This is a genomic window from Nonomuraea sp. NPDC049758 (assembly GCF_040674635.1).
Classification (GTDB): Bacteria; Actinomycetota; Actinomycetes; order Streptosporangiales; family Streptosporangiaceae; genus Nonomuraea.
This window is the reverse complement of sequence record NZ_JBFAMZ010000022.1, coordinates 137,144-156,868: the sequence shown is the minus strand read 5'-3', so window position 1 is coordinate 156,868 and position 19,725 is coordinate 137,144. Positions and strand designations below refer to the sequence as shown.

Here is a 19,725-nt window from a genome sequence, read left to right as displayed (position 1 = left end):
CCCACCGCTGGCCCGTAGCGGGCCTGCGGGTGCTTCAGCGGCCGGGGGCCGACGGCAGGCTGTCCTTGTCCACCAGGTAGCAGCAGATCGTGGCCAGGGTGACCGCCTCGTACGTGCGGTCGTCCCGCAGGTGGCCGGCCCGTTCCAGGCTGATCGCGCCCTGCGCGGCGGCCCAGAGCGCGTCGGCGATCTTGCGCGGCTGGGTCGGCGTCAGGTAGCCGGCGGAGATGCAGTCGGCGATCACCCGGTCGAGGATGTTCAGCGCCGCGCGGGCGAGGGTCCTGGCCCGCTCGCTGGGCTCGAAACCGGGGATGGCCCGTTCGAACATCAGGTTGTAGTAGCCGGGCTCGGACAGGCACGCCTGCCGGTAGGCGGGGCCGAGCGCGGTCAGGTACTCCAGCGGGTTGCGCCGCTGCGGGACCGCTTCGAGAAAGCGGCGGAAACGCTCGAAACCCTCCAGATACAGCGCCTCGGCCAGGCCCTCCCGGTTGCCGAACATCGTGTAGATGACGGTCGTCGTGCAGCCGGCCTCGGCCGCGATCCTGCGCATGGTCAGACTGTCGGGACCCTCGCTCTGAAGCAGGTTCACCGCCACGTCGAGCAGGCGGGAACGGAGTTCGTCGTGGGTGGCGCGCTCGCCCAGCAGGTAGGCGCCCTGCAGGCCCAGCGGCGCGGAGGTCATGCGACCTCCCCAGCGACCAAGGAGCTCAGTGTCCTTGTGACCTCACGTTGCTCGGTCACGGGGCCCACGCCTTTCTGATCGGGGGCCCACCGCGCTGGAGACCCGCACCCGATGACTTAGCCATGGCGGAGATCGCTCAAACCACTCCGCATGGTAAACATCCCGAATTGGGTCTACTTCTGTTACATCATGGGTATACACCAGAGCTTGTACTTAACGGTGAGCGCTCATGGGAGTCTTGTGCACGGTGGTGTAAATCCCCGGACTCCCGCTTGGCATAACGTCGTGGGTATGGACGTGCGTACCTTCTGGCTTGCCGGCCGGCCCGCCACCGGCGAAACCGATCTCACCGTGACCAACCCCCATGACGGTCGTGAGGTCGGCCGGTACTCCGTACCGACCGATGCTCAGGTCGAGGAGGCCGTCGCGGCCGCCCACGCGGTCTCGCGCGAGGCCGCCGCGCTGCCCGTGCACGTACGTGCCGAGGCCCTGGCCCACGTCTCGCGCCGGCTGGCCGAGCGGGCCGACGAGATCGCCCACCTGATCACCGCCGAGAACGGCAAGCCGATCTTCTGGGCGCGCGGCGAGGTCAACCGCGCCATCTCCACCTTCCGCTTCGCCGCCGAGGAGGCCCGCCGCTGGTCCGGCCAGGTGCAGCGGCTCGACACCGAGCCGGCCGCCGCGGGCCGTCTCGCCTACGTCTCCCGCGTGCCCAAGGGCCCGGTGCTGGCGATCACCCCGTTCAACTTCCCGCTGAACCTGGTCGCCCACAAGGTCGCGCCCGCCATCGCCGTCGGCGCCCCGATCATCGTCAAGCCCGCGCCGGCCACGCCGCTGTCCTCGCTGATCCTCGGCGAGATCCTGGCCGAGACCGACCTGCCCGCGGGCATGTTCTCCGTGCTGCCCGTGCAGAACGAGCGGGCCGCCGCCCTCGTCGACGACCCCCGCCTGCCCGTGGTCTCCTTCACCGGCTCCGCGCCCGTCGGCTACGCCATCGCCGACCAGGTGCCGCGCAAGCACGTGACCCTGGAGCTGGGCGGCAACGCCGCGGCCGTCGTGCTGGCCGACGCCGACCTCGACTGGGCCGCGCAGCGCATCGCCCTGTTCTCCAACTACCAGGCCGGTCAGAGCTGCATCGCCGTCCAGCGGGTGATCGTCGAGCAGCCGGTCTACGACGCGTTCGTCGAGCGACTGCTGCCGGCCGTCGGCGGGCTCGTCACGGGTGACCCGGCCGACGAGAAGACCCAGGTCGGGCCGCTGGTGTCGGAGGCCGCCGCCGAGCGTGTGGAGCAGTGGGTGCGCGAGGCGGTCGCCGCCGGCGCCCGCGTCCTGGCCGGCGGCACCCGCGAGGGCGCCACGGTCGCGCCGACCGTGCTGGCCGACGTCCCGCAGGACGCCAAGGTGGCCTGCGAGGAGGTCTTCGGGCCGGTCATGATCCTGCAGCCGGCCGCGTCGATCGACGAGGCGTACGCCATGGTGAACGACTCCAAGTACGGCCTCCAGGCCGGCGTCTTCACCCGCTCGCTGGACGCCGCCTTCAAGGCCAACCGCGAGCTGGAGGTCGGCGGCGTGATCATCGGCGACGTGCCGTCGTACCGGGCCGACCAGATGCCGTACGGCGGCGTGAAGGACTCCGGCATCGGCCGCGAGGGCGTGCACTCGGCCATGGAGGACCTGACCTACGAGAAGGTCATGGTGCTCACCGGCCTGTCGCTGTAGCTCCCGGCCCGCCCCGCGCCTCCCCGGCGCGGGGCGGTCGTGCGTCCGGGACCGTTGTTCAGGCGCGTCCGGCGGTGGCTTTCAGGCGCGTTCGGCCGTGGCGTAGACCGTCTTGGCGGCCTGGCCGAAGTACGGGCCGTACATGGTGTGCTGGTCGTCGCTGTACTTGAAGCTGCTCAGCGACGTGACCGTGCCGCGGCCGGTCATCGGGTCGAAGCCGGACAGCCAGGGGCCGCCGCTCGACCCGGCGGTCATGGCGCAGCCGAGCCCCTGGTCGTGGGTCTGCTTGTACGGGTCGTCGCGCAGCCGCCCGGCGCAGTAGACGAGCTGGTCGCCGTCGTAGGGCGGGTCGGCCGGGTAGCCGAAGCCGTAGGTCTGGCCGCCGCGCCGGGTGTTGAAGGCGATGTCCTGGGTGCCCACCACGTCGGCGACGTGCCGCCCGCCCGAGGTGGCCAGGGCGACCATGCCGACGTCGTGGTTGTCGTCGCCGGAGCGCGACCAGGGGGCTGAGACGAACATGCGGCGGGCCGCGTACTGGCCGTAGGGCTGCTCGCCGCCCCTGCCGTAGCCGGGGACGAACGTCCAGTTCTGGGCCCATTCGCCGGCGCCGTCCTTGACGCAGTGGCCGGCGGTGACGACGAGGTCCTTGCTGGCGCTGGTGACCGTGCTGGCCGAGCAGACGAAGTCGGCGCCCGCCAGGGTCAGGAACACCCGCCCGGTGGTCCTGGTCACGGCTCCGCCGGTGCTCCAGCGCGCGCCGATCGTGCTGGCCTGGGGCCGGGACGACGCCTGGTGCCGGCGGCCGACGTTGATCTCGGTACGGCCGCCGGACCCGCCGGACCCGCCGGGCTTCGCCTGCACCCCGCCGCGCCCGGTGAGGCCGCCGAGCAGGCCGTCGCCGTCGGTCACGGAGTCGAGCAGACCGATGGGCAGGGCCGCCGCCATGCGCTGCGGGGTCCAGTAGCCGAGCACGCGCCGCTGCTCGGCGTCGCTCCGCGCGGCCTCGTGCTCGACCACCATGCTCCGCTGGGCCGCGGCCTGCTCGACGGCGTGCTCGACGGCGGGACGATCGACCTGGTGCTGGCCGGGGACCGCGCCGAGGATCGCCGGTCCCGTCAGCCCCGCGATCAGCGGGGCGGCCGCAAGCAGGGAGGTGCTCAGGGTCATGGCCCCCGAGTGTGCACCACGACGTGTGTTCTTGCGGCTACTTTCCGTAAATTGATCAGAGTGCGCCGGTGGTTTGCGCTGCCTGGTAAACAGCCTGCGCTTCGTTTCCGAAATACGGGCCGAACATCCAGTTGGGGGCGAAGTTGTATTTGAAGCTGTTGACCGAGTTCTGCGTGCCGAGACCGGTCGACTCGTCGAAATTCAGCATCCACGGGCCGCCGCTCGCGCCGCCGGTCATGTCGCAGGTCAGGCCGAGGTCGTCGGAGAGCAGGAAGTCGTCGAACGTGCGTCCGCTGCAGTAGATGAGCTTCGAGCCGTCGTAGGGGGCCGCGGCCGGGTAGCCGAAGGAGTACATCTGCCGGCCGCGCGGCTGGTTGAAGGCCACGCCCTGGCCGCCGACGACGTCCACCAGGCTCTTGCCGTCCACCTGGGCCACCACGGCGGCGGCCACGTCGAAGTTGACGTCCTCACTGGCGTTCCACTGGGGGGTGGTCAGCAGCTTGGCGGCCGGCCAGGTGCCGAAGGGGCGCTGGCCGGCGGCGTAGCCGGGCACGAACACCCAGTTGGTGTGGAAGGCGCCGCCGAGCTTGACGCAGTGGCCGGCGGTCAGCACCACGCTCTTGTTCGCGCTGGTCACCGCCGAGCCCGAGCACGAGGCGCTGCGTCCCTGGTAGGTGAAGAAGACCCGGCCGGTGGTCTTCACGACGGCGCCGCCGCCGCTCCAGGGGGTGCCGGAGCTGTTGGCCGACCGGAGCTGCCGCCCGTCGTCCCGGCCGCCGGTGGGCGGCGCCTGCCAGGGGGTGCCGCCGCCGGGCTCGCCGGGCTCGGCCGCGGCGCTGTGGGCCGCCTTCCCGCCGTTCTTGGGCGCGGGTACGTCGAGCGGCTGCGCGCTCTCCATGCGGGCCTCGGTCCAGTACCGCGTGACCTGCCGTTGCTCGGACGTCGAGTCCGCGGCGGCGTGCTGGGCGGGACGGGGTGCCGCGCCGGCCTGGGCCGCGGTGCCGGGGAGCAGGGCGATGCTCCCGGTGGCGAGGGTGAGGATGGAGAGCAGGGCAAATCTGCGGGGCATTACGTAACCTCCCGAAACCGGAGCTGGGGCTTGGAAGGTAGCCGCACAATAATCAGGATTTCTCAAGATATGCGCATCCCGATATAGCGATATTTGGACTTAAATGGCCTGGGTTATCGCGCGTCACTCAGGAGCCGGGATCGCGGCGGTCGGCCCCTCACGTGCCCGTCCGCGTCCGGCAGCGGGGACAATGGACACGTGCATGCAGAGACCCTCCGCTCCGTCGTCGTGCTCGGCTCCACCGGCTCGGTCGGCACCCAGGCCCTCGACGTCATCGCCGCCGACCCCACCGGGTTCGAGGTCACCGGGCTCGCGGCCGGGGGCGGCAGGGTCGATGAGCTGGCCGCGCAGGCGGCCCGGTTCGGCGTGGAGGTCGTGGCGGTGGCCGACGCCGCCGCCGTCCCGGCCCTGAAGGAGGCGCTGGCCGCGCGCGGGGCGTCCCCCGTCGTGCTGGGCGGCCACGAGGGCGTCGCCGAGGTCGCGGGCTGGCGGTGCGACACCGTGCTCAACGGCATCACCGGCGCGCTGGGCCTGACGTCCACGCTGGTCGCGCTGGAGGCAGGCCGCACGCTCGCGCTGGCCAACAAGGAGTCCCTGATCATCGGCGGGCCGCTGGTCAAACGGCTGGCCGCGCCGGGGCAGATCCTCCCGGTCGACTCCGAGCACTCGGCGGTGCAGCAGTGCCTGTGGGCGTCCGGCCCCGGCGGCCACGACCCCGCCGCCGTCAGGCAGCTCGTCATCACCGCCAGCGGCGGCCCGTTCAGGGGCATGAAGCGCGAGGAGATGGCCGACGTCACCCCCGAGATGGCGCTGGCCCACCCCACCTGGTCCATGGGCCCGGTCATCACCATCAACTCCGCCACCCTGGTCAACAAGGGGCTGGAGGTCATCGAGGCCCACCTGCTGTTCGACATCGGCTTCGACCGCATCGAGGTCGTCGTCCACCCGCAGTCGGTGATCCACTCCATGGTCGAGTACGTCGACGGCTCCACCATCGCCCAGGCCAGCCCGCCCGACATGCGCCTGCCGATCGCGCTCGCGCTGGCCCATCCGGCCCGCGTGCCCGGCGCCGCCCGGCCCGTCGACTGGACCAAGGCCCACACCTGGACCTTCGAGCCGCTCGACGACGCGGCCTTCCCGGCCGTCGCGCTGGCCCGGCACGTCGGCGCCGAGGGCGGCACCGCGCCCGCCGTCTACAACGCCGCCAACGAGGTCTGCGTCGAGGCGTTCACCAGGGGCGGGCTGCGTTTCCCCGCGATCGTCGACACGGTCGCCAAGGTCGTCGAGGAACACCGCGTCACCCCGGCCTCCAGCGTGGAGGAGGTGCTGGCCGCCGACGCCTGGGCCCGGGCGCGTGCGGCCGAACTCACAGCCGGGCAGTCCTTCTAGCTACCTAGACTGGGTAGCGTCGTCACACCTAAGGGTAGAAATGTCTTCTGTAGCACTTGGCATCCCGACGGTCCGCCCCAAGCCGCTCGCCGAACGCCGGCACTCCCGCCAGATCATGGTCGGCAGCGTTCCCGTGGGCGGCGACGCGCCCGTCTCCGTCCAGTCGATGACGACGACGGTCACCGCCGACGTCAACGCCACGTTGCAGCAGATCGCCGAGCTGACGGCGTCCGGCTGCCAGATCGTGCGCGTGGCCGTCCCGTCGCAGGACGACGCGGACGCGCTGCCGATCATCGCGAAGAAGTCCCAGATCCCGGTCATCGCCGACATCCACTTCCAGCCGAAGTACGTGTTCGCGGCCATCGAGGCGGGCTGCGCGGCGGTCCGCGTCAACCCGGGGAACATCAAGAAGTTCGACGACAAGGTCGGCGAGATCGCCAGGGCGGCCGCCGACCACGGCGTGCCGATCAGGATCGGCGTCAACGCCGGGTCGCTCGACCCCCGCCTGCTCCAGAAGTACGGCAAGGCCACGCCCGAGGCGCTGGTCGAGTCCGCGCTGTGGGAGTGCTCGCTGTTCGAGGAGCACGGCTTCAGGGACATCAAGATCTCGGTCAAGCACAACGACCCGGTCGTCATGATCAACGCCTACCGGCTGCTCGCCGCCAAGTGCGACTACCCGCTCCACCTCGGCGTCACCGAGGCCGGCCCAGCCTTCCAGGGCACGGTCAAGTCCGCCGTGGCGTTCGGCGCGCTGCTGGCCGAGGGCATCGGCGACACCATCCGCGTCTCGCTGTCCGCGCCGCCCGTCGAGGAGGTCAAGGTCGGCGCCCAGATCCTGGAGTCGCTGGGGCTGCGCGAGCGGGGGCTGGAGATCGTCTCCTGCCCGTCGTGCGGCCGGGCCCAGGTCGACGTCTACACGCTGGCCGAGCAGGTCCAGGCGGGCCTGGAGGGGCTCAAGGTCCCGCTGCGGGTGGCCGTCATGGGCTGCGTCGTCAACGGCCCCGGCGAGGCGCGCGAGGCCGACCTCGGTGTCGCCTCCGGCAACGGCAAGGGCCAGATCTTCGTCAAGGGCGAGGTCATCAAGACCGTGCCCGAGTCGCAGATCGTCGAGACCCTGATCGAGGAGGCCCTGCGGCTGGCCGAGGAGATGGGCGTCGAGGTCGACCTCGACGACGACGTCTCCGGGCCCCAGGTGACCGTGGGCTGAGTGCCCCGAGGGCCCGGTCACCCGGTGCAATGGCCCCATTACAATCTGGCAAGCCTTTCCCCATACCCGGCGTCATGACCCGCTCGCCCGCGGGAGCATCACAGGGCCATGACGAGGGGGAGGGGCTGGGTGAAGCGCGTATTCAGTGTTGCCGTCGGCATCGCGGTGCTGGTCGCCGGGGTTGTCAGCGCGGACGGTGTGGCGTCGGCCGGCAGGAGCGCGGCCTGGGGGGCGCAACAGGTGGTCTGGGGGCCGTGCCCGGCGAAGGAGGGCAAGACGGTCCGGGCCGACCTGGAGTGCGCCACCGTACGCGTGCCGCTCGACTACCGCGACCCCTGGGGCCAGTCGATCAAGCTGGCGATCAACCGCATCAAGGCCAAGGTGTCCAGGGACGGCAACCATCTCGGCACCCTGCTGATCAACCCGGGCGGCCCGGGAGCCTCGGGCCGTGACCTGACCGAGTTCGTCTCGAACGGGCTGCCGAACAGGCTGGGCGAGCGCTACGACGTCGTCGGGTTCGACCCGCGCGGGGTCGGCGGCAGCGAGCCGTCGCTCCACTGCGTGGACCCCGACACCTACTACCGGGCGCCGCGGCCCGACGCGGTGCCGCACACGGCCGGCGACGAGAGCAAGCTGCTGGCCAGGGCCGACGAGTACGCCACCCGCTGCGGCGATCTCTGGGCCTGGATGCTGCCGCACCTGACGACCGAGAACTCGGCCAGGGACATGGACACGATCAGGGCGGCGCTCGGCGAGGAGAAGATCAGCTACCTGGGCTACTCGTACGGCACCTACCTCGGGGCCGTCTACGCCACCCTGTTCCCGCAGCGGGTCAGGCGGCTGGTCATGGACAGCACGGTCAACCCCGAGGGCGTCTGGTACCGGTCGAACCTGGGCCAGGACGTCGCCTTCGAACGCCGCCACCGCGCCTTCCTGGCCTGGACGGCCCGGCACAACGACGTCTACCGGCTGGGCGGCACGCTGAAGCAGACCTCGTTCGCCTACTACGCGATGCGCGACCGGCTGCGCACCCGCCCGGCCGGCGGCGTGGTCGGGCCGAGCGAGCTGGACGACACCTTCACCCTCGGCGGGTACACCGACCGGGTGTGGCCGGAGTTCGCCCGCGCCTGGTCCGCCTACGTGCGCAAGGGCGACGTGCAGCCGCTGGTGGAGGCGTACAACCGGCGCGGCAAGAACGACGCCGACGACGAGAACGGCTACGCCGTCTACCTCGGCGTCCAGTGCCGCGACGCCGCGTGGCCGCGCGACTGGGCCAAGTGGCGCACCGACATGACCCGGCTGCACCACAGGGCGCCGTTCCTGACCTGGCCGAACGCCTGGTTCAACGCGCCGTGCGCGTTCTGGCCGGTCAAGGGCGGCACGCCGGTCGCGGTGCACGGCTCGCCGAAGCTGCCGCCGGTGTTGTTCCTGCAGTCGCGCGACGACGCCGCGACGCCGTACCGGGGGGCGCTGGCCATGCACCGGCGATTCCCGCGCAGCGGCATGGTGATCGACGAGGGCGGCAACCACGGCGTGTCGCTGGCCGGCAACCGGTGCGTGGACGGCCACCTCGCGGCGTACCTGGCCGACGGCACGCTGCCGGCCCGGACGGCGTCCTGCGCGGCCCTGCCGGACCCGGCTCCGGCCGCCCACATGGCCGCGCGCGGCGCGCAGGGTCACGATCGGCTCACCGACGTGCTGTCCCGGTGAGCTATTCGGGGGACGTTCGCGTAGTCTGACCATGTGATGCTGCGTACATCGGCGTCGCGCGTGCTCGACGACAGCGACCGGGACGAGGTTCTCGCCCTGCTTGACTGCGATCCGGTCGCCAACGTCTTCGTCTCCTCCCGGGTGCGGGCCGTCGGACTCAATCCGGCACGCCTCGGGGGGCAGATGTGGGGATTCGGGCCGCGCGGCGGGCTCGTGTCGCTCTGTTACGCCGGCGCGAACATGGTGCCGGTCAACGCCGGCCCCGAGGCCGTGCACGCGTTCGCCGACCGTGCCCGCAAGCAGGGGCGCAGGTGCTCGTCCATCGTGGGCCCCGTCGAGGCGGTGTCCCTGCTGTGGGAGCGGCTGGAGCCGCACTGGGGCAGGGCGCGGGCCATCCGGTGGGCGCAGCCGGTGATGGCCACCTCCAGCAAGGCTCCCGTGCCCGCCGATCCGCTGGTGCGCCGGGTGCGGCCCGAGGAGTTCGACATCGTGCTGCCGGCCTGCGTGGCGATGTTCACCGAGGAGGTGGGCGTCTCGCCCAACCTCGGCGACGGCGGCGCGCTCTACCGCACCCGGGTCGCCGAGCTGATCCGCATCGGCCGCTCCTACGCGCGCATCGACGACGGCCGGGTGGTGTTCAAGGCCGAGGTGGGCGCGGTCACGCCGCACGCCTGCCAGATCCAGGGCGTGTGGGTGGCCCCCGACCAGCGCGGCAAGGGCCACGCGGTGGCGGGCATGGCGGCGGTCGTGGAGGCGGCGATGAGCTGCTTCGCCCCCGTCGTGTCGCTCTACGTCAACGACTTCAACCACTCGGCGCGGGCCGTCTACCGCAAGGTGGGGTTCCGCGAGGTGGACACCTTCATGTCGGTGTTGTTCTGAGGGTGTGCGGCTTAGAGGCTGACCAGCTTGTCGAAGAGGCGGGCCAGCTCGATGGCGGGGTCGGCGGTGAGGCCGGCGTGCACCGGCCCGGTCTGGACGATCGTGCTGCGCGGCGCGGTCAGCCAGCGGAACCGGCCGCCCAGCGGCTCGCCCGCGAGGGGGCCCGGCCGGTCGCCGCAGGCCCGCTCGTAGGCGCTGAGCGCGTGGCGCACGCCGTCGAGGTCGGCGCCGGGGTCGAGGGCGCGCAGGCGGGCCGGGTCGAGGTGCACGCGCGCGCACAGGTAGTCGCGCGGCTGGCAGTAGAGCAGCACGCCGGCGTTGATCAGCTCGCCGCGCTCGATCTTCGGCATGACGCGGATCACCGCGTACTCGTAGACGTCCCTGGTCACCGGCTGCCTCCCCGCCAGAACTCGCCGACCGAGCCGGGCCCAACTGCCCTGCGTTCCTTGTCGGGGCCGCGCAGCAGCCATTCGCGCGGGCCGTGCGCCCGGCTCAGCAGATGGTCGATGTAGGCCTCCCGCACGGCCCGGGCCGAGTCGAAGCCCGGCTCGCCGTCGAGCCATTCGTCGGGCACCAAAGCCGTCACCTCGTCGAGCAGCTCGCGGGTGATCCGGCCGGCCAGGTCGTCGCCGGCGGCGAGCACGTCGGGCGCGAACGGCGCGAGCACGTGGTCGCCGGTGTCGAAGGGGCGCTGCGGGTCGGCCGTGCGCCAGTTGTGGTGGAACCACAGGGCCGCGCCGTGGTCGATGAGCCAGGTGTCGCGGTGCCAGACCAGCAGGTTGGGGTTGCGCCAGCTCCGGTCGATGTTGTGGATCAGACCGTCGAACCAGACGACCCTGGAGGCGAACACCGGGTCGGGGATCCAGCCCAGCGGGTCGAACCCGAGCGCGCCGGGCAGGAAGTCGACCGCCAGGTTGAGGCCGGTGCTGGCCTTGAGGAGGTCCTGGACCTCCTCGTCGGGCTCGCGGACGCCGAGCTGCGGGTCGAGGTCGATGAGCTTGAGCTCGGGGGTGCGCAGCCCCAGCCGGCGGCCCAGCTCGGCGGCGATGATCTCCGCGACGAGCACCCGCCGGCCCTGCCCCGCCTCGCGGAACTTCACCACGTACGTGCCGAGGTCGTCGGCCTCGACGACGCCCGGCAGCGACCCGCCCTCCCGCAGCGGGGTCACATATCGGGTGGCTGCGATCTTTTCCAGCACGGAACGAGGCTATCGTCCCGCCGGCCCCCATCCGTAACTCCGGGCCGGTTCAACGCGCCGGTGGCCGGACAGGGCGGGCGAAAGGGGCGAACGGCTGCTGCAACGAGGCTTCGACGGCGGTGAACGCATAGTCGAGCATGGCGTGCTCGTAGGCCGTCTTCGCCTCGGCGAGCGGGCGGCCTCCGGCGGCGGCCGCGGCCAGGCCCGCGCTCAGGGTGTGGGCGTCGCGCAGCGCGACGTTCGCGCCCTCGCCGCGCCCCGGGCTCATGCTGTGCACGGCGTCGCCGAGCAGGGTCACCGCGGGCTCGTCCCAGGGGCGCACGCGCCGGGCCGAGTGGGTGTGCACCAGGAACGTCGCCTCGGGGTCGGCCCGTTCGACGATCCGGCGCACGCCCTCGTGCCAGCCGGCGACCGCGGCGAGCGCGAGCCGGTGCAGGGCGGCGGGAGAGGTGTCGTCCGGCCGGGGGCCGGGGGCGGTCAGCGTCCAGGAGAAGTAGCCGGGGACGTCGGTCAGCTCCAGGCCGGGGGCGTGCCGGGCGGCGGCCTCGGCCACCGGCGCGCAGGGGCGGCAGGTGGCGACCGAGATCGCGGTGTGGTCGGGCGCGGTGACCCGGTTGAAGGTGTCGACCAGGTCGGGAGGCGTGGCGGCCAGCAGGTCGGGGGTCAGGGCGGTCCTGCCGTACAGGGCCCAGTCGAGCCGGTCCACGACGGCGTCGGGGAGGAGCTGGGCGCGGACGCGGGAACCGACGCCGTCCGCGCCGGCGAGCAGGTCGCCGTCCAGGGCGGAGCCGTCGGCGAGGTGGGCGCGGACGCGGCCGCCGGGCAGCGGCTCGTACCGGGTGAACTCGGTGCCGAAGCGCACGTCGAGGCCGGACAGCAGGATCTCGCGCAGGGTGAGCCGGTTGACGCCGAAGCCGTCCACGCCGGGGAGCTGGGGCGGGACGTCCTTGGAGAACTTGGGGACCAGCCGGGTGTCCATGAACGTCATGCGGGTGGCCGGGCGGATGGAGGTGGCCACGGCCAGGTCGTACAGGCCGGGGGGCAGGCACGCGCGCAGCGCCGCGGCGCCGGTCTCCTTGAGGCTGATGCGGTAACCCTGGGGGCGGTGGCCGGCCGAGGGGTCGCGCTCCAGGACGGTGGCCGGGAAACCCGCCTTGCGCAGGCCCTGGGCCAGGGATAAGCCGCCGATGCCGCCTCCTGCGACGATGACGTGGGCAGAAGTGTCCATGGATCCGACGATAGACGATAGCTGTCGCGACAGTAAATGCTTGCGCCAGCTATTCTGGCCGCGTGACCGACGATCGTATGCCGCCGCCGTTCGAACTGGTGCTGGGCGGCGGGTCGCTGCTCGTGCAGGTGGGGCGGGAGCTCAACACCGAGACCGAGCGCCGCCTGGCGCCGCTCGGGCTCACCGCGCAGCAGGCGGCGCTGCTGCTGCACGCGGCGGGCGGGGGCAGCACGCCCGGCGTGCTGAAGGGCCGCCTCGGCACGGACACGGCCGGGATGACCCGACTGCTGGACCGGCTGGAGGCCAAGGGGCTGCTGCGGCGGGTCCGGCGGCCCGAGGACCGGCGCTCGGTCGTCATCGAGCTGACGGACGAGGGGCACGCGCTGGTGCCGCGTCTGCCGCCGATCTTCGGCGGGGTCAGCCGCCAGGTCTTCTCGGGCTTCTCCGGGGAGGAGATCGAGCAGGTCACGGGCATGCTGCGGCGGATCATGGCCAACCTGGCCGAAGGGAGATCGTGACCGGGACGCGCGCGTGCCGCGCTCCCGGCCAGGATCGTCGGAGGTTCTGAGGCTTGAAGGTTCCAGGGCTCTGCTTTCTGGAGGGCCGGGCCTTCGGGGTCAGAGTTTGGCGATGACCTCCTCGGCGAAGCGCTCCATCGTGGCGATCTTGAGGTCGAGGCTGTCCTCGCCGTACCGGGCCTTCTCCTCGGGGGTGGCCAGCCACCAGGGGGCGGCCATGGTGGCGGTCACGCCCTTGGCGGCGAAGCGGCGGTAGGTCTCGGCGTCCGGCAGCACGGCCAGCGGGGCGACGATGTCGAACGGGCCCGTCCTGCCGTTCTCGTCGAGGTGCCGGCGGAGGGTGTCGAGCACCGGGTCGAGCTGCTCCTCGGTGTAGATGCGGTTGCCCAGCCAGCCGTCGCCGAAGCGGGCGGCCCGGCGCAGCGCCGCCTCGCTGTCGCCGCCCACGTAGACGGGCACGGGCCCGGCCGGCGTGGGGGAGATCGACAGCGGCGGCAGGCCGTCCAGCTCGACGGTCTCGCCGGACCACAGGGCGCGCAGCGTGGGCAGCATCCGGTCGAGGCGACGGCCCCGGGTGTGGAAGTCCTGGCCGGTGCCGGCGAACTCCTCCTCGCACCACCCCACCCCGACCCCGAACGTCACCCGTTCCCGCGACAGCACCGCCGCCGTGGAGACCAGCTTGGCCACGGTGAACAGGTCGCGGGCCGGCGCGATGTAGACGTTCGGCGAGAAGCGCAGCGTCGTGGTCGCCGTGGCCATCGCGCCGATCGTCACCCACACGTCGGGCCAGTGCGTCTCGGCGTCCCACCGGGGCGCGCCCGACCGCGAGTACGGGTACCGCGAGGCGAAGTCGGCGTAGAACAGGTGGTCCGACAGCGTGAAGGTGTCGAAGCCGCAGCGCTCGGCCGCCCGCGCCAGCTCCACGAACTGGTCGGTCGGGACGAACGAGGCCCCCAGCCACATCTTCATCGGAACTCCGGCGCGACCTTGGTGGCGAACATCTCCAGGTTCCGCTTGACCGTGTCCAGCGGGAGCACGCCCTGCTGCCCCTGCATGTACAGGCCGAACCACTCCAGGTCCGGCATGCGGTCGAGCATGCGCTGGATGCCGCGCTTGACGTCGTCCGGCGTGCCGAACAGGGCCATCTCCACGTCGTTCATGCGCTTGGCGTCGCCCTTCTCGGGGGAGATCGGCTTGTGCTTCTCGTCCTCCTTCTTGCGCAGCACCTCCAGGTAGCCGAAGGGGCCGAAGAAGGCGGCGAAGTCCTTGGGGATGCTGCGGCCGAAGGTGTTGATCGCCTCCTCGGTGGTGTCCGCGATGCCGACGATCTTCAGGATGCCGGTGTGCTCGCCCAGCTTGTAGTGGCGGCCCTGCCGGGCCGACTCCTCCTGGTAGAGCTTGGCCTTGGCGGCGTGGTCGTCGGGGTTGGGGGTGAACATCCACGGCAGGATGTCCTCCTGCGCGGCCCTGATCACCGACCGGTCGGAGATCGTGAACGGCTGCCACAACTCCGGATGCGGGTTCTGGTACGGCCGGGGGCAGACCGAGATGGCCTGGATCTTCCCGTCGTCGGAGACCTCGCCGGGCGCCCCGAACGTCTTGGTCCATTCCATCGCGGGCCAGCCCTCGATACCGTCGAAGGGGTATGGCACCTCGTAGTCCAGCACGTCGGACTTGTAGCGGAGGGTCTCCTGCGTCCAGGCCATCTTCATGATCTTCAGCACCTCGCCGAAGACGTCGAAGTTCCGCGTGTCCGAGGCCGAGCCGTCGGAGCGGGCGGCGGCGGCCTGCCAGCGCTGGCCGAGGACGTTCATCCAGCGGTTCTGGTAACCGCGGGCCACGCCGAGCCGCAGGCGGCCCTTGCTGAACTGGTCGAGCAGCGCCACGTCCTCGGCGGCCCTGATCGGGTCCCAGGCGGGCAGCACCATGCCGAGCGGGGCGAGCAGGATGCGCTCGGTCCGCGCGGCGAGGTCGGTGAGGAACATCAGCGGATTGACCGAGAACTCCATCCCCTCGGAGTGGAAGTGGTGCTCGGTCATCATCAGCGCGTCGAACCCGATCTGGTCGGCGTGGACGGCTATCTCCCGCACCTCGTGCAGCAGCCGCTGATACGACTCTGTGTCGCGTCCGATGGGACGCCGTGCCTTGGCGTTCTCCTCGGCCGCGTATCCAGAGCCTGGAATCTGCGGATTCAGGAAGATAGAGAACTTCACCGGGAACCTCTTTCCGCGGACGTCGCCTTGCAAGCTACCCTGGAAATCTTAGCCGAGCAATCGCTTGGTTGACATGAGGAGGCCGTATGAGGCTGGGTGTCACGATGTTCGCCACGGATCTGGCCATGCCGGTCCAGGACCTCGCGGCCGCGGCCGAGGAGCGCGGGTTCGACTCGCTCTACCTGCCCGAGCACACCCACATCCCGGTCAGCCGCCGCACGCCGCCCGCCGGCGGCCAGGCCGAGCTGCCCGAGGAGTACAAGCGCACCCTGGACCCGCTGGTCGCGCTCTCCTTCGCCGCCGCCGCGACCCGGCGGCTGCGCGTCGGCACCGGCATCCTGCTCGCCGCCCAGCGCGACCCGATCGTGACCGCCAAGGCCCTGGCCACGCTCGACCACCTGTCGGGCGGGCGCGTGGTGGTCGGCGTCGGGTTCGGCTGGAACGTCGAGGAGATCGAGAACCACGGCGTGCCGTACGGGCGGCGGCGCGAGGTCGCCCGGCGCAACGTGCTGGCCATGCGGGCCTTCTGGCGGGACGAGGTGGCCGCCGTCGAAGGGCTCGAACCGTCCTGGTCGTGGCCCAAGCCCGCGCACGACCTGCCCGTCTACCTCGGCGGGGCCGCCGGGCCGAAGCTGTTCGCGCACGTCGCCGAGTACGGCGACGGCTGGATGCCCATCGGCGGCAAGGGCGTCAAGGACGCGCTGCCCGCGCTGCGCGAGGCGTGCGAGAAGGCCGGGCGGCCGATGGCCAGGGTGATCCCGTTCGGGACGCTGCCCACCAGGGAGAAGCTGGACTACCTCGCCGGGCTCGGCATCGAGGAGGCCGTGGCCACCCTGCCGAGCGGCCCGGCGGACGTCGTGCTGCGCGCCCTCGACGGCTACGCCGCGCTGCTGCAGGCGGTGTCATAATGACGCCCTATGTCCGAGCTCCATGCTGATGATCCCCGACAGCTGGGGGAGTACCGGATTTCGCGCAGGCTCGGGCAGGGCGGCCAGGGCGTCGTCTTTCTCGGTCACTCGGCGGCCGGGGGGCAGGTCGCGATCAAACTGCTGCACGCGAGCGTGTCCAAGGACGCCGACGTGCGGCGCAGGTTCCTCGGCGAGGTGGAGGCGGTGCGCCGGGTCGCGGCCTTCTGCACCGCCCAGCTCCTCGACGCCGACCTGGACGGCGACCGGCCCTACCTGGTCAGCGAGTACGTCGAAGGGCCCTCGCTGGGCGAGCACGTGATGGCCGGTGGGCCGCGGCGCGGCGGCTCGCTCGACCGGCTGGCCATCGGCACCGCCACCGCACTGGGGGCGATCCACCGGGCGGGGGTCGTCCATCGGGACCTGAAGCCGGGCAACGTGCTGCTCAGCCTCGACGGGCCGCGGGTGATCGACTTCGGGGTGTCCCGGCTGATGGACGCCGCCGCCACCACGACCAGGTCGCCCATCGGCACGCCGGCCTATCTGTCGCCCGAGCGCATCAGCGGGGAGGCTGCGGGGCCGCCCGCGGACATGTGGGCGTGGGGGCTGACCGTGGCGTACACGGCCGGGGGGCGGCACGCGTACATGGCGGACACCTACCAGGAGGTCCTGGCCCGGATCCTGTACGGCAAGCCGGATCTGCGCGGGTTGTCGGGGCGGCTGCGGGAGATCGTGGAGGCGTGCCTGGCCCACGACCCGCGCGACCGTCCGGACGCCGAGGAGACGTTGCGCGCGCTGCTCGGCCAGGACGGCGGAACGGGCGACGTCCTCCCCTCCGGCGCCCAAGCCGCCGCCCCGGCCCCGCCGCCCCCCTTCCCGCTTACCACCTCAACCCCCGACAGAACCCCCACCACAGCGCCCCGCCCCTCTCCGGAAGACGCGCCCGCCACAGTCCCCTGGCCCCCCACCGAGGGACCCCGCACCCCCGCGCCCCGCCCCTCCCTGGAACCGACGCCCCCCACAACCCCCTGGCCCTCCCTCGAAAGGCCCTACGCCTCCGCGCCCGGGGGAGCGTCCACCGCATCTCTCGAAGGGACGCCCGCCGCCGCGGCCTCACCCCCCGGAGGGACGCCCGCCGTCGCGGCCGGGGGACCCTCCTTCACTTCCCCCGGAGGGACGCCCGCCGTCGCGGGGCGGAGGGCGTGGCGGAGGTGGCAGGTGGTCGTGGCGGTGGCCGGGGTCGCGGTGGGGGTCGCCGGTTTCGTGTTCTGGTTGCGCGCGTCCCAAGGACCCGGCCTGGACGGCACCGTGAAGGGGACGGCTGAGCACACCCCCACCACCGGGAAGCCGGACGCGACGCGCGCCCCCCTGGACGGCACCTGGACGGGATCGGCCGAGCACCCCACGGCCGGCCGGGTCTTCCCGGTCGAGCTGCGCCTGCGCGCCGACGGCGCATCCACCATGCGCTGGGGCGCCGACCTGCACTGTTCCGGCCGGCTCACCCCCACCAGGAGCGCCGTCGTGTTCGCCCTCGGCCAGGTCAAGGGCCAGGCGTGCCACGCCGGGACGGTCCGCATCGTCCCCTCGGACGACCCCAACCGGTTCCAGGTCAAGGTGACCCGGTCCGACACCGGCGCCGTCATGTACTCGGGCCGGCTCTCCCGCGCCTCCTGACCGGCTGTGTCACGGTGCTGTGTCACGGTCAGGCGGCGATTGCCGTGCACACTGTTGACTGAACGCCGCCCGTTGCCTTCAGTGGAGAGCAAGAAGGGGTGGCGGCGAGGGGAGGCGCCCCGTGCCGACGGCGCAGCCGCTGAGAACGGGGGACCCGCACAGACTCGGCGAGTACGAGCTCGCCGGGCGGCTGGGTGAAGGCGGACAGGGCGCGGTGTTCCTCGGTTCGCGAAGCGGCGAGAGGTACGCGGTCAAGCTGTTGCACGGGCCCGTGGGGGACGAGCAAGGGGCGTTCCTGCGGGAGGTGGAGCTGGCCAAGCATGTGGCGAGGTTCTGCACGGCCCAGGTGATCGACGCCGGGTTCGACGAGGGCCGGCCCTACATCGTGAGCGAGTACGTCGACGGGCCCTCGCTGCACCGGGAGGTCTCGCTGACCGGGCCGCGGCACGGCGGCGCGCTGGAGCGGCTGGCGGTCGGCACCGCGACCGCGCTGGCCGCGATCCACCGGGCGGGCATCGTGCACCGGGACTTCAAGCCGCAGAACGTGCTGCTCGGGCCCGACGGGCCGCGGGTGATCGACTTCGGCCTGGCCAGGGCGCTGGACGCGGCGGCCACGGTGACGAACAGGGGCGTGGGCACGCCGGCGTACATGGCTCCCGAGCAGATCACCGCCTCGGCCGTGACCGGGGCGGCCGACGTCTTCTCCTGGGGCGCGACGATGTGCTTCGCGGCCAACGCGAGCGCGCCGTTCGGGCAGGACTCGGTGGCGCCGGTGCTGCACCGCATCCTGACCGCGCCGCCCGAGCTGGGCCGGCTGGACGGGCGGCTGCGGCTGCTGGTCGCCGCCTGCCTGGACAAGGACGTCAGGAACCGGCCGTCCAGCAGGGAACTGCTGCTCGCGCTGCTCGGCGAGCCGGATCGGGGGCACGGCGACGTGCCGCTGGTCCCCGGGCAACGTCCGCCCGTGCCGCTGGCCGAGCCCGAGGTCACCGGCGTGGCCGGCGCCTACCACCTGCGCTCGCGGACAGGCGCCGGCCCGGAACCTCCCACGTCCACCGGCCCGACGACCCCGCCGGGCCCGACGACGCCGGTCGAGGCCGGCCCGCCGGACGGCCTGCGGACGCGGGCCGGGACGGGCGGGCCGGACCGGCGGGGCCGGGGACGCGGGGCCGGGTGGGTGCAGGCGGTCGTGGCGGTGTGCGCGGCGCTGCTGGTGACCGCAATCGTCCTCACCGTGATCGTGCCCGCGCTCAACGGCCACCGCTCCGGCCAGGCGTCCGTGCTGCCGCCGAACCCGCCCAGCCCGGCGGGTTCGGCGCACGCCTCCTCGCGGCCGGGCGGGAAGCCGGCGGAGCGCCAGCGCCTGCCTACCGTCGCGCCCGCCGTCGAGCCCACCGGCGAACCGACCGGTGAGCCGACAGCCGGGCGGCCGGTGACGGTCGTGGTCCCGCCGCTGACCGGCCTGGACCGGGCCGACGCGGTCAAGGCGCTCAAGCAGGCCGGGCTGACCGTCGGCGCGGTCACCAGAACCGACTCGCCGCGGGAGATCGGCCGGGTGCTGGGCAGCCGTCCGGCGGCCGGCACGGTGGTGGGCCGGGGCGGCGCGGTCGCGCTGGAGGTGTCGGCGGGGGTGCCGGTGCCGTCCGTGATCGGGCGGCAGCGCAAGGCGGCCGAGGCGGCGCTCACCGCCGCCGGGCTCGCGGCGGGGACGGTCACCCGGGCCTGCTCCGACCAGCCGGACGGCCAGGTCCTCGCGACGCGGCCGGAGGCCGGCGCGCGCCTGCCGGGCGGCGCGGCGGTGGCGCTCACGGTGGCCCGCCAGGGCGTGGAGGTGCCGTCCGTGGTGGGGCGGCCCCGCGCCGACGGCCGGGCCGACCTGGTCGCGGCCGGCTTCACGGTACGGTCCCGCGCCCAGGTCGTGGACGACGACGCCAAGGCGGGCACCGTCCTGAGCCAGAGCCTGACCCCGGGCAGCTGTGCCGCGCCCGGCGACGTGGTGGTGATCACGGTCGGCGTCGTCGGCCAGTCCGGCGGCCCCGGCCCCGAGGAGCCCACGCAGACCCCGACCGGCCCCGCCACCGACCCCTCGACCGGCCTGTAGCCGCCGACGGCGCGCCCGCAAGCGGCGGGAAGCGGCCCGAAAGCGGTGGGAAGGGGCATGGAAGCG

Annotated in this window: 17 protein-coding genes; 9 read left to right on the top strand and 8 right to left on the bottom strand. The window is 72.7% G+C overall.

Annotated elements, in window-relative coordinates; all coding sequences use genetic code 11:
• Window positions 1-34 precede the first annotated feature (34 nt).
• On the bottom strand, window positions 35-682 hold the full coding sequence (locus tag AB0J46_RS41800; protein WP_364340470.1) for a TetR/AcrR family transcriptional regulator: 648 nt from the start codon (window positions 680-682) through the stop codon (window positions 35-37).
• 291 nt (window positions 683-973) lie between these two features.
• Between AB0J46_RS41800 and AB0J46_RS41795 the strand changes: the two genes are divergently transcribed.
• Window positions 974-2,401 carry an aldehyde dehydrogenase family protein gene (locus AB0J46_RS41795; protein ID WP_364340468.1) on the top strand — a complete coding sequence of 476 codons (1,428 nt, stop codon included), beginning with the start codon at window positions 974-976 and terminating at the stop codon, window positions 2,399-2,401.
• Between the two features lie 81 nt (window positions 2,402-2,482).
• Here AB0J46_RS41795 and AB0J46_RS41790 read toward each other — a convergent pair whose 3' ends face one another.
• Window positions 2,483-3,568 (bottom strand): trypsin-like serine protease, encoded by a 1,086-nt coding sequence (locus AB0J46_RS41790; protein ID WP_364340466.1) that lies wholly within the window; start codon window positions 3,566-3,568, stop codon window positions 2,483-2,485.
• A 55-nt stretch (window positions 3,569-3,623) separates the two neighbouring features.
• Window positions 3,624-4,637 (bottom strand): peptidase, encoded by a 1,014-nt coding sequence (locus AB0J46_RS41785; RefSeq protein ID WP_364340464.1) that lies wholly within the window; start codon window positions 4,635-4,637, stop codon window positions 3,624-3,626.
• A 198-nt stretch (window positions 4,638-4,835) separates the two neighbouring features.
• Between AB0J46_RS41785 and dxr the strand changes: the two genes are divergently transcribed.
• The 4 genes from dxr to AB0J46_RS41765 all read left to right on the top strand — a co-directional run bounded on the left by dxr (window position 4,836) and on the right by AB0J46_RS41765 (window position 9,822).
• Window positions 4,836-6,026 (top strand): 1-deoxy-D-xylulose-5-phosphate reductoisomerase, encoded by a 1,191-nt coding sequence (gene dxr / locus AB0J46_RS41780; protein ID WP_364340462.1) that lies wholly within the window; start codon window positions 4,836-4,838, stop codon window positions 6,024-6,026.
• 40 nt (window positions 6,027-6,066) lie between these two features.
• Window positions 6,067-7,233: a flavodoxin-dependent (E)-4-hydroxy-3-methylbut-2-enyl-diphosphate synthase gene (ispG, locus tag AB0J46_RS41775; protein WP_364340460.1), complete on the top strand. Its 1,167-nt coding sequence runs from the start codon at window positions 6,067-6,069 to the stop codon at window positions 7,231-7,233.
• A 129-nt stretch (window positions 7,234-7,362) separates the two neighbouring features.
• Window positions 7,363-8,943: an alpha/beta hydrolase gene (locus AB0J46_RS41770; protein WP_364340458.1), complete on the top strand. Its 1,581-nt coding sequence runs from the start codon at window positions 7,363-7,365 to the stop codon at window positions 8,941-8,943.
• A 36-nt stretch (window positions 8,944-8,979) separates the two neighbouring features.
• Window positions 8,980-9,822 carry a GNAT family N-acetyltransferase gene (locus tag AB0J46_RS41765; protein WP_352319456.1) on the top strand — a complete coding sequence of 281 codons (843 nt, stop codon included), beginning with the start codon at window positions 8,980-8,982 and terminating at the stop codon, window positions 9,820-9,822.
• A gap of 11 nt (window positions 9,823-9,833) precedes the next feature.
• On the opposite strand, the gene AB0J46_RS41760 is transcribed toward AB0J46_RS41765, so the two are convergent.
• The 3 genes from AB0J46_RS41760 to AB0J46_RS41750 are packed head-to-tail and all read right to left on the bottom strand — an operon-like array spanning window position 9,834 to window position 12,248.
• Window positions 9,834-10,211, bottom strand: coding sequence for a DUF3037 domain-containing protein (locus AB0J46_RS41760; RefSeq protein ID WP_364340456.1), 378 nt, complete (start codon window positions 10,209-10,211; stop codon window positions 9,834-9,836).
• Window positions 10,208-11,020, bottom strand: a complete 813-nt coding sequence (locus AB0J46_RS41755) for a HipA family kinase (protein ID WP_364340454.1) — start codon at window positions 11,018-11,020, stop codon at window positions 10,208-10,210. The genes AB0J46_RS41760 and AB0J46_RS41755 overlap by 4 nt, the downstream gene beginning before the upstream one ends.
• Window positions 11,021-11,069: 49 nt before the next feature.
• Entirely contained in the window at window positions 11,070-12,248 is a 1,179-nt protein-coding gene (locus AB0J46_RS41750; RefSeq protein ID WP_364340452.1) for an FAD-dependent monooxygenase, read from the bottom strand.
• 62 nt (window positions 12,249-12,310) lie between these two features.
• On the opposite strand from AB0J46_RS41750, the gene AB0J46_RS41745 reads away from it, so the two are divergent.
• A complete protein-coding gene (locus AB0J46_RS41745; RefSeq protein ID WP_364340450.1) occupies window positions 12,311-12,766 on the top strand; it encodes a MarR family winged helix-turn-helix transcriptional regulator in 456 nt (151 codons plus the stop codon).
• A gap of 99 nt (window positions 12,767-12,865) precedes the next feature.
• Here the strand turns inward: AB0J46_RS41745 and AB0J46_RS41740 are convergent, their stop codons facing one another.
• Both AB0J46_RS41740 and AB0J46_RS41735 read right to left on the bottom strand, forming a co-directional pair.
• On the bottom strand, window positions 12,866-13,735 hold the full coding sequence (locus AB0J46_RS41740) for a TIGR03619 family F420-dependent LLM class oxidoreductase (protein WP_364340448.1): 870 nt from the start codon (window positions 13,733-13,735) through the stop codon (window positions 12,866-12,868).
• Window positions 13,732-14,979, bottom strand: coding sequence for an LLM class flavin-dependent oxidoreductase (locus tag AB0J46_RS41735; RefSeq protein WP_352362988.1), 1,248 nt, complete (start codon window positions 14,977-14,979; stop codon window positions 13,732-13,734). Before AB0J46_RS41735 ends, AB0J46_RS41740 begins: the two co-directional genes overlap by 4 nt.
• Window positions 14,980-15,065: 86 nt before the next feature.
• Here AB0J46_RS41735 and AB0J46_RS41730 point away from each other — a divergent pair, with 86 nt between their 5' ends.
• From AB0J46_RS41730 to AB0J46_RS41720, 3 genes are all read left to right on the top strand, one after another.
• Entirely contained in the window at window positions 15,066-15,887 is an 822-nt protein-coding gene (locus AB0J46_RS41730) for a TIGR03619 family F420-dependent LLM class oxidoreductase (protein WP_364340446.1), read from the top strand.
• 9 nt (window positions 15,888-15,896) lie between these two features.
• Window positions 15,897-17,558: a protein kinase gene (locus tag AB0J46_RS41725; protein ID WP_364340444.1), complete on the top strand. Its 1,662-nt coding sequence runs from the start codon at window positions 15,897-15,899 to the stop codon at window positions 17,556-17,558.
• Window positions 17,559-17,679: 121 nt separating this feature from the next.
• On the top strand, window positions 17,680-19,659 hold the full coding sequence (locus tag AB0J46_RS41720; RefSeq protein WP_364340442.1) for a PASTA domain-containing protein: 1,980 nt from the start codon (window positions 17,680-17,682) through the stop codon (window positions 19,657-19,659).
• Window positions 19,660-19,725 lie beyond the last annotated feature (66 nt).

Excerpts from the sequence above, each read along its gene's own strand:
- AB0J46_RS41750 (WP_364340452.1), bottom strand. The coding sequence starts at position 12,248 with ATGGACACTTCTGCCCACGTCATCGTCGCAGGAGGCGGCATCGGCGGC.
- AB0J46_RS41785 (WP_364340464.1), bottom strand. The coding sequence starts at position 4,637 with ATGCCCCGCAGATTTGCCCTGCTCTCCATCCTCACCCTCGCCACCGGG.
- AB0J46_RS41800 (WP_364340470.1), bottom strand. The coding sequence starts at position 682 with ATGACCTCCGCGCCGCTGGGCCTGCAGGGCGCCTACCTGCTGGGCGAG.
- AB0J46_RS41730 (WP_364340446.1), top strand. The coding sequence starts at position 15,066 with ATGAGGCTGGGTGTCACGATGTTCGCCACGGATCTGGCCATGCCGGTC.
- AB0J46_RS41765 (WP_352319456.1), top strand. The coding sequence starts at position 8,980 with ATGCTGCGTACATCGGCGTCGCGCGTGCTCGACGACAGCGACCGGGAC.
- AB0J46_RS41795 (WP_364340468.1), top strand. The coding sequence starts at position 974 with ATGGACGTGCGTACCTTCTGGCTTGCCGGCCGGCCCGCCACCGGCGAA.
- AB0J46_RS41725 (WP_364340444.1), top strand. The coding sequence starts at position 15,897 with ATGTCCGAGCTCCATGCTGATGATCCCCGACAGCTGGGGGAGTACCGG.
- AB0J46_RS41740 (WP_364340448.1), bottom strand. The coding sequence starts at position 13,735 with ATGAAGATGTGGCTGGGGGCCTCGTTCGTCCCGACCGACCAGTTCGTG.
- AB0J46_RS41790 (WP_364340466.1), bottom strand. The coding sequence starts at position 3,568 with ATGACCCTGAGCACCTCCCTGCTTGCGGCCGCCCCGCTGATCGCGGGG.
- ispG (WP_364340460.1), top strand. The coding sequence starts at position 6,067 with ATGTCTTCTGTAGCACTTGGCATCCCGACGGTCCGCCCCAAGCCGCTC.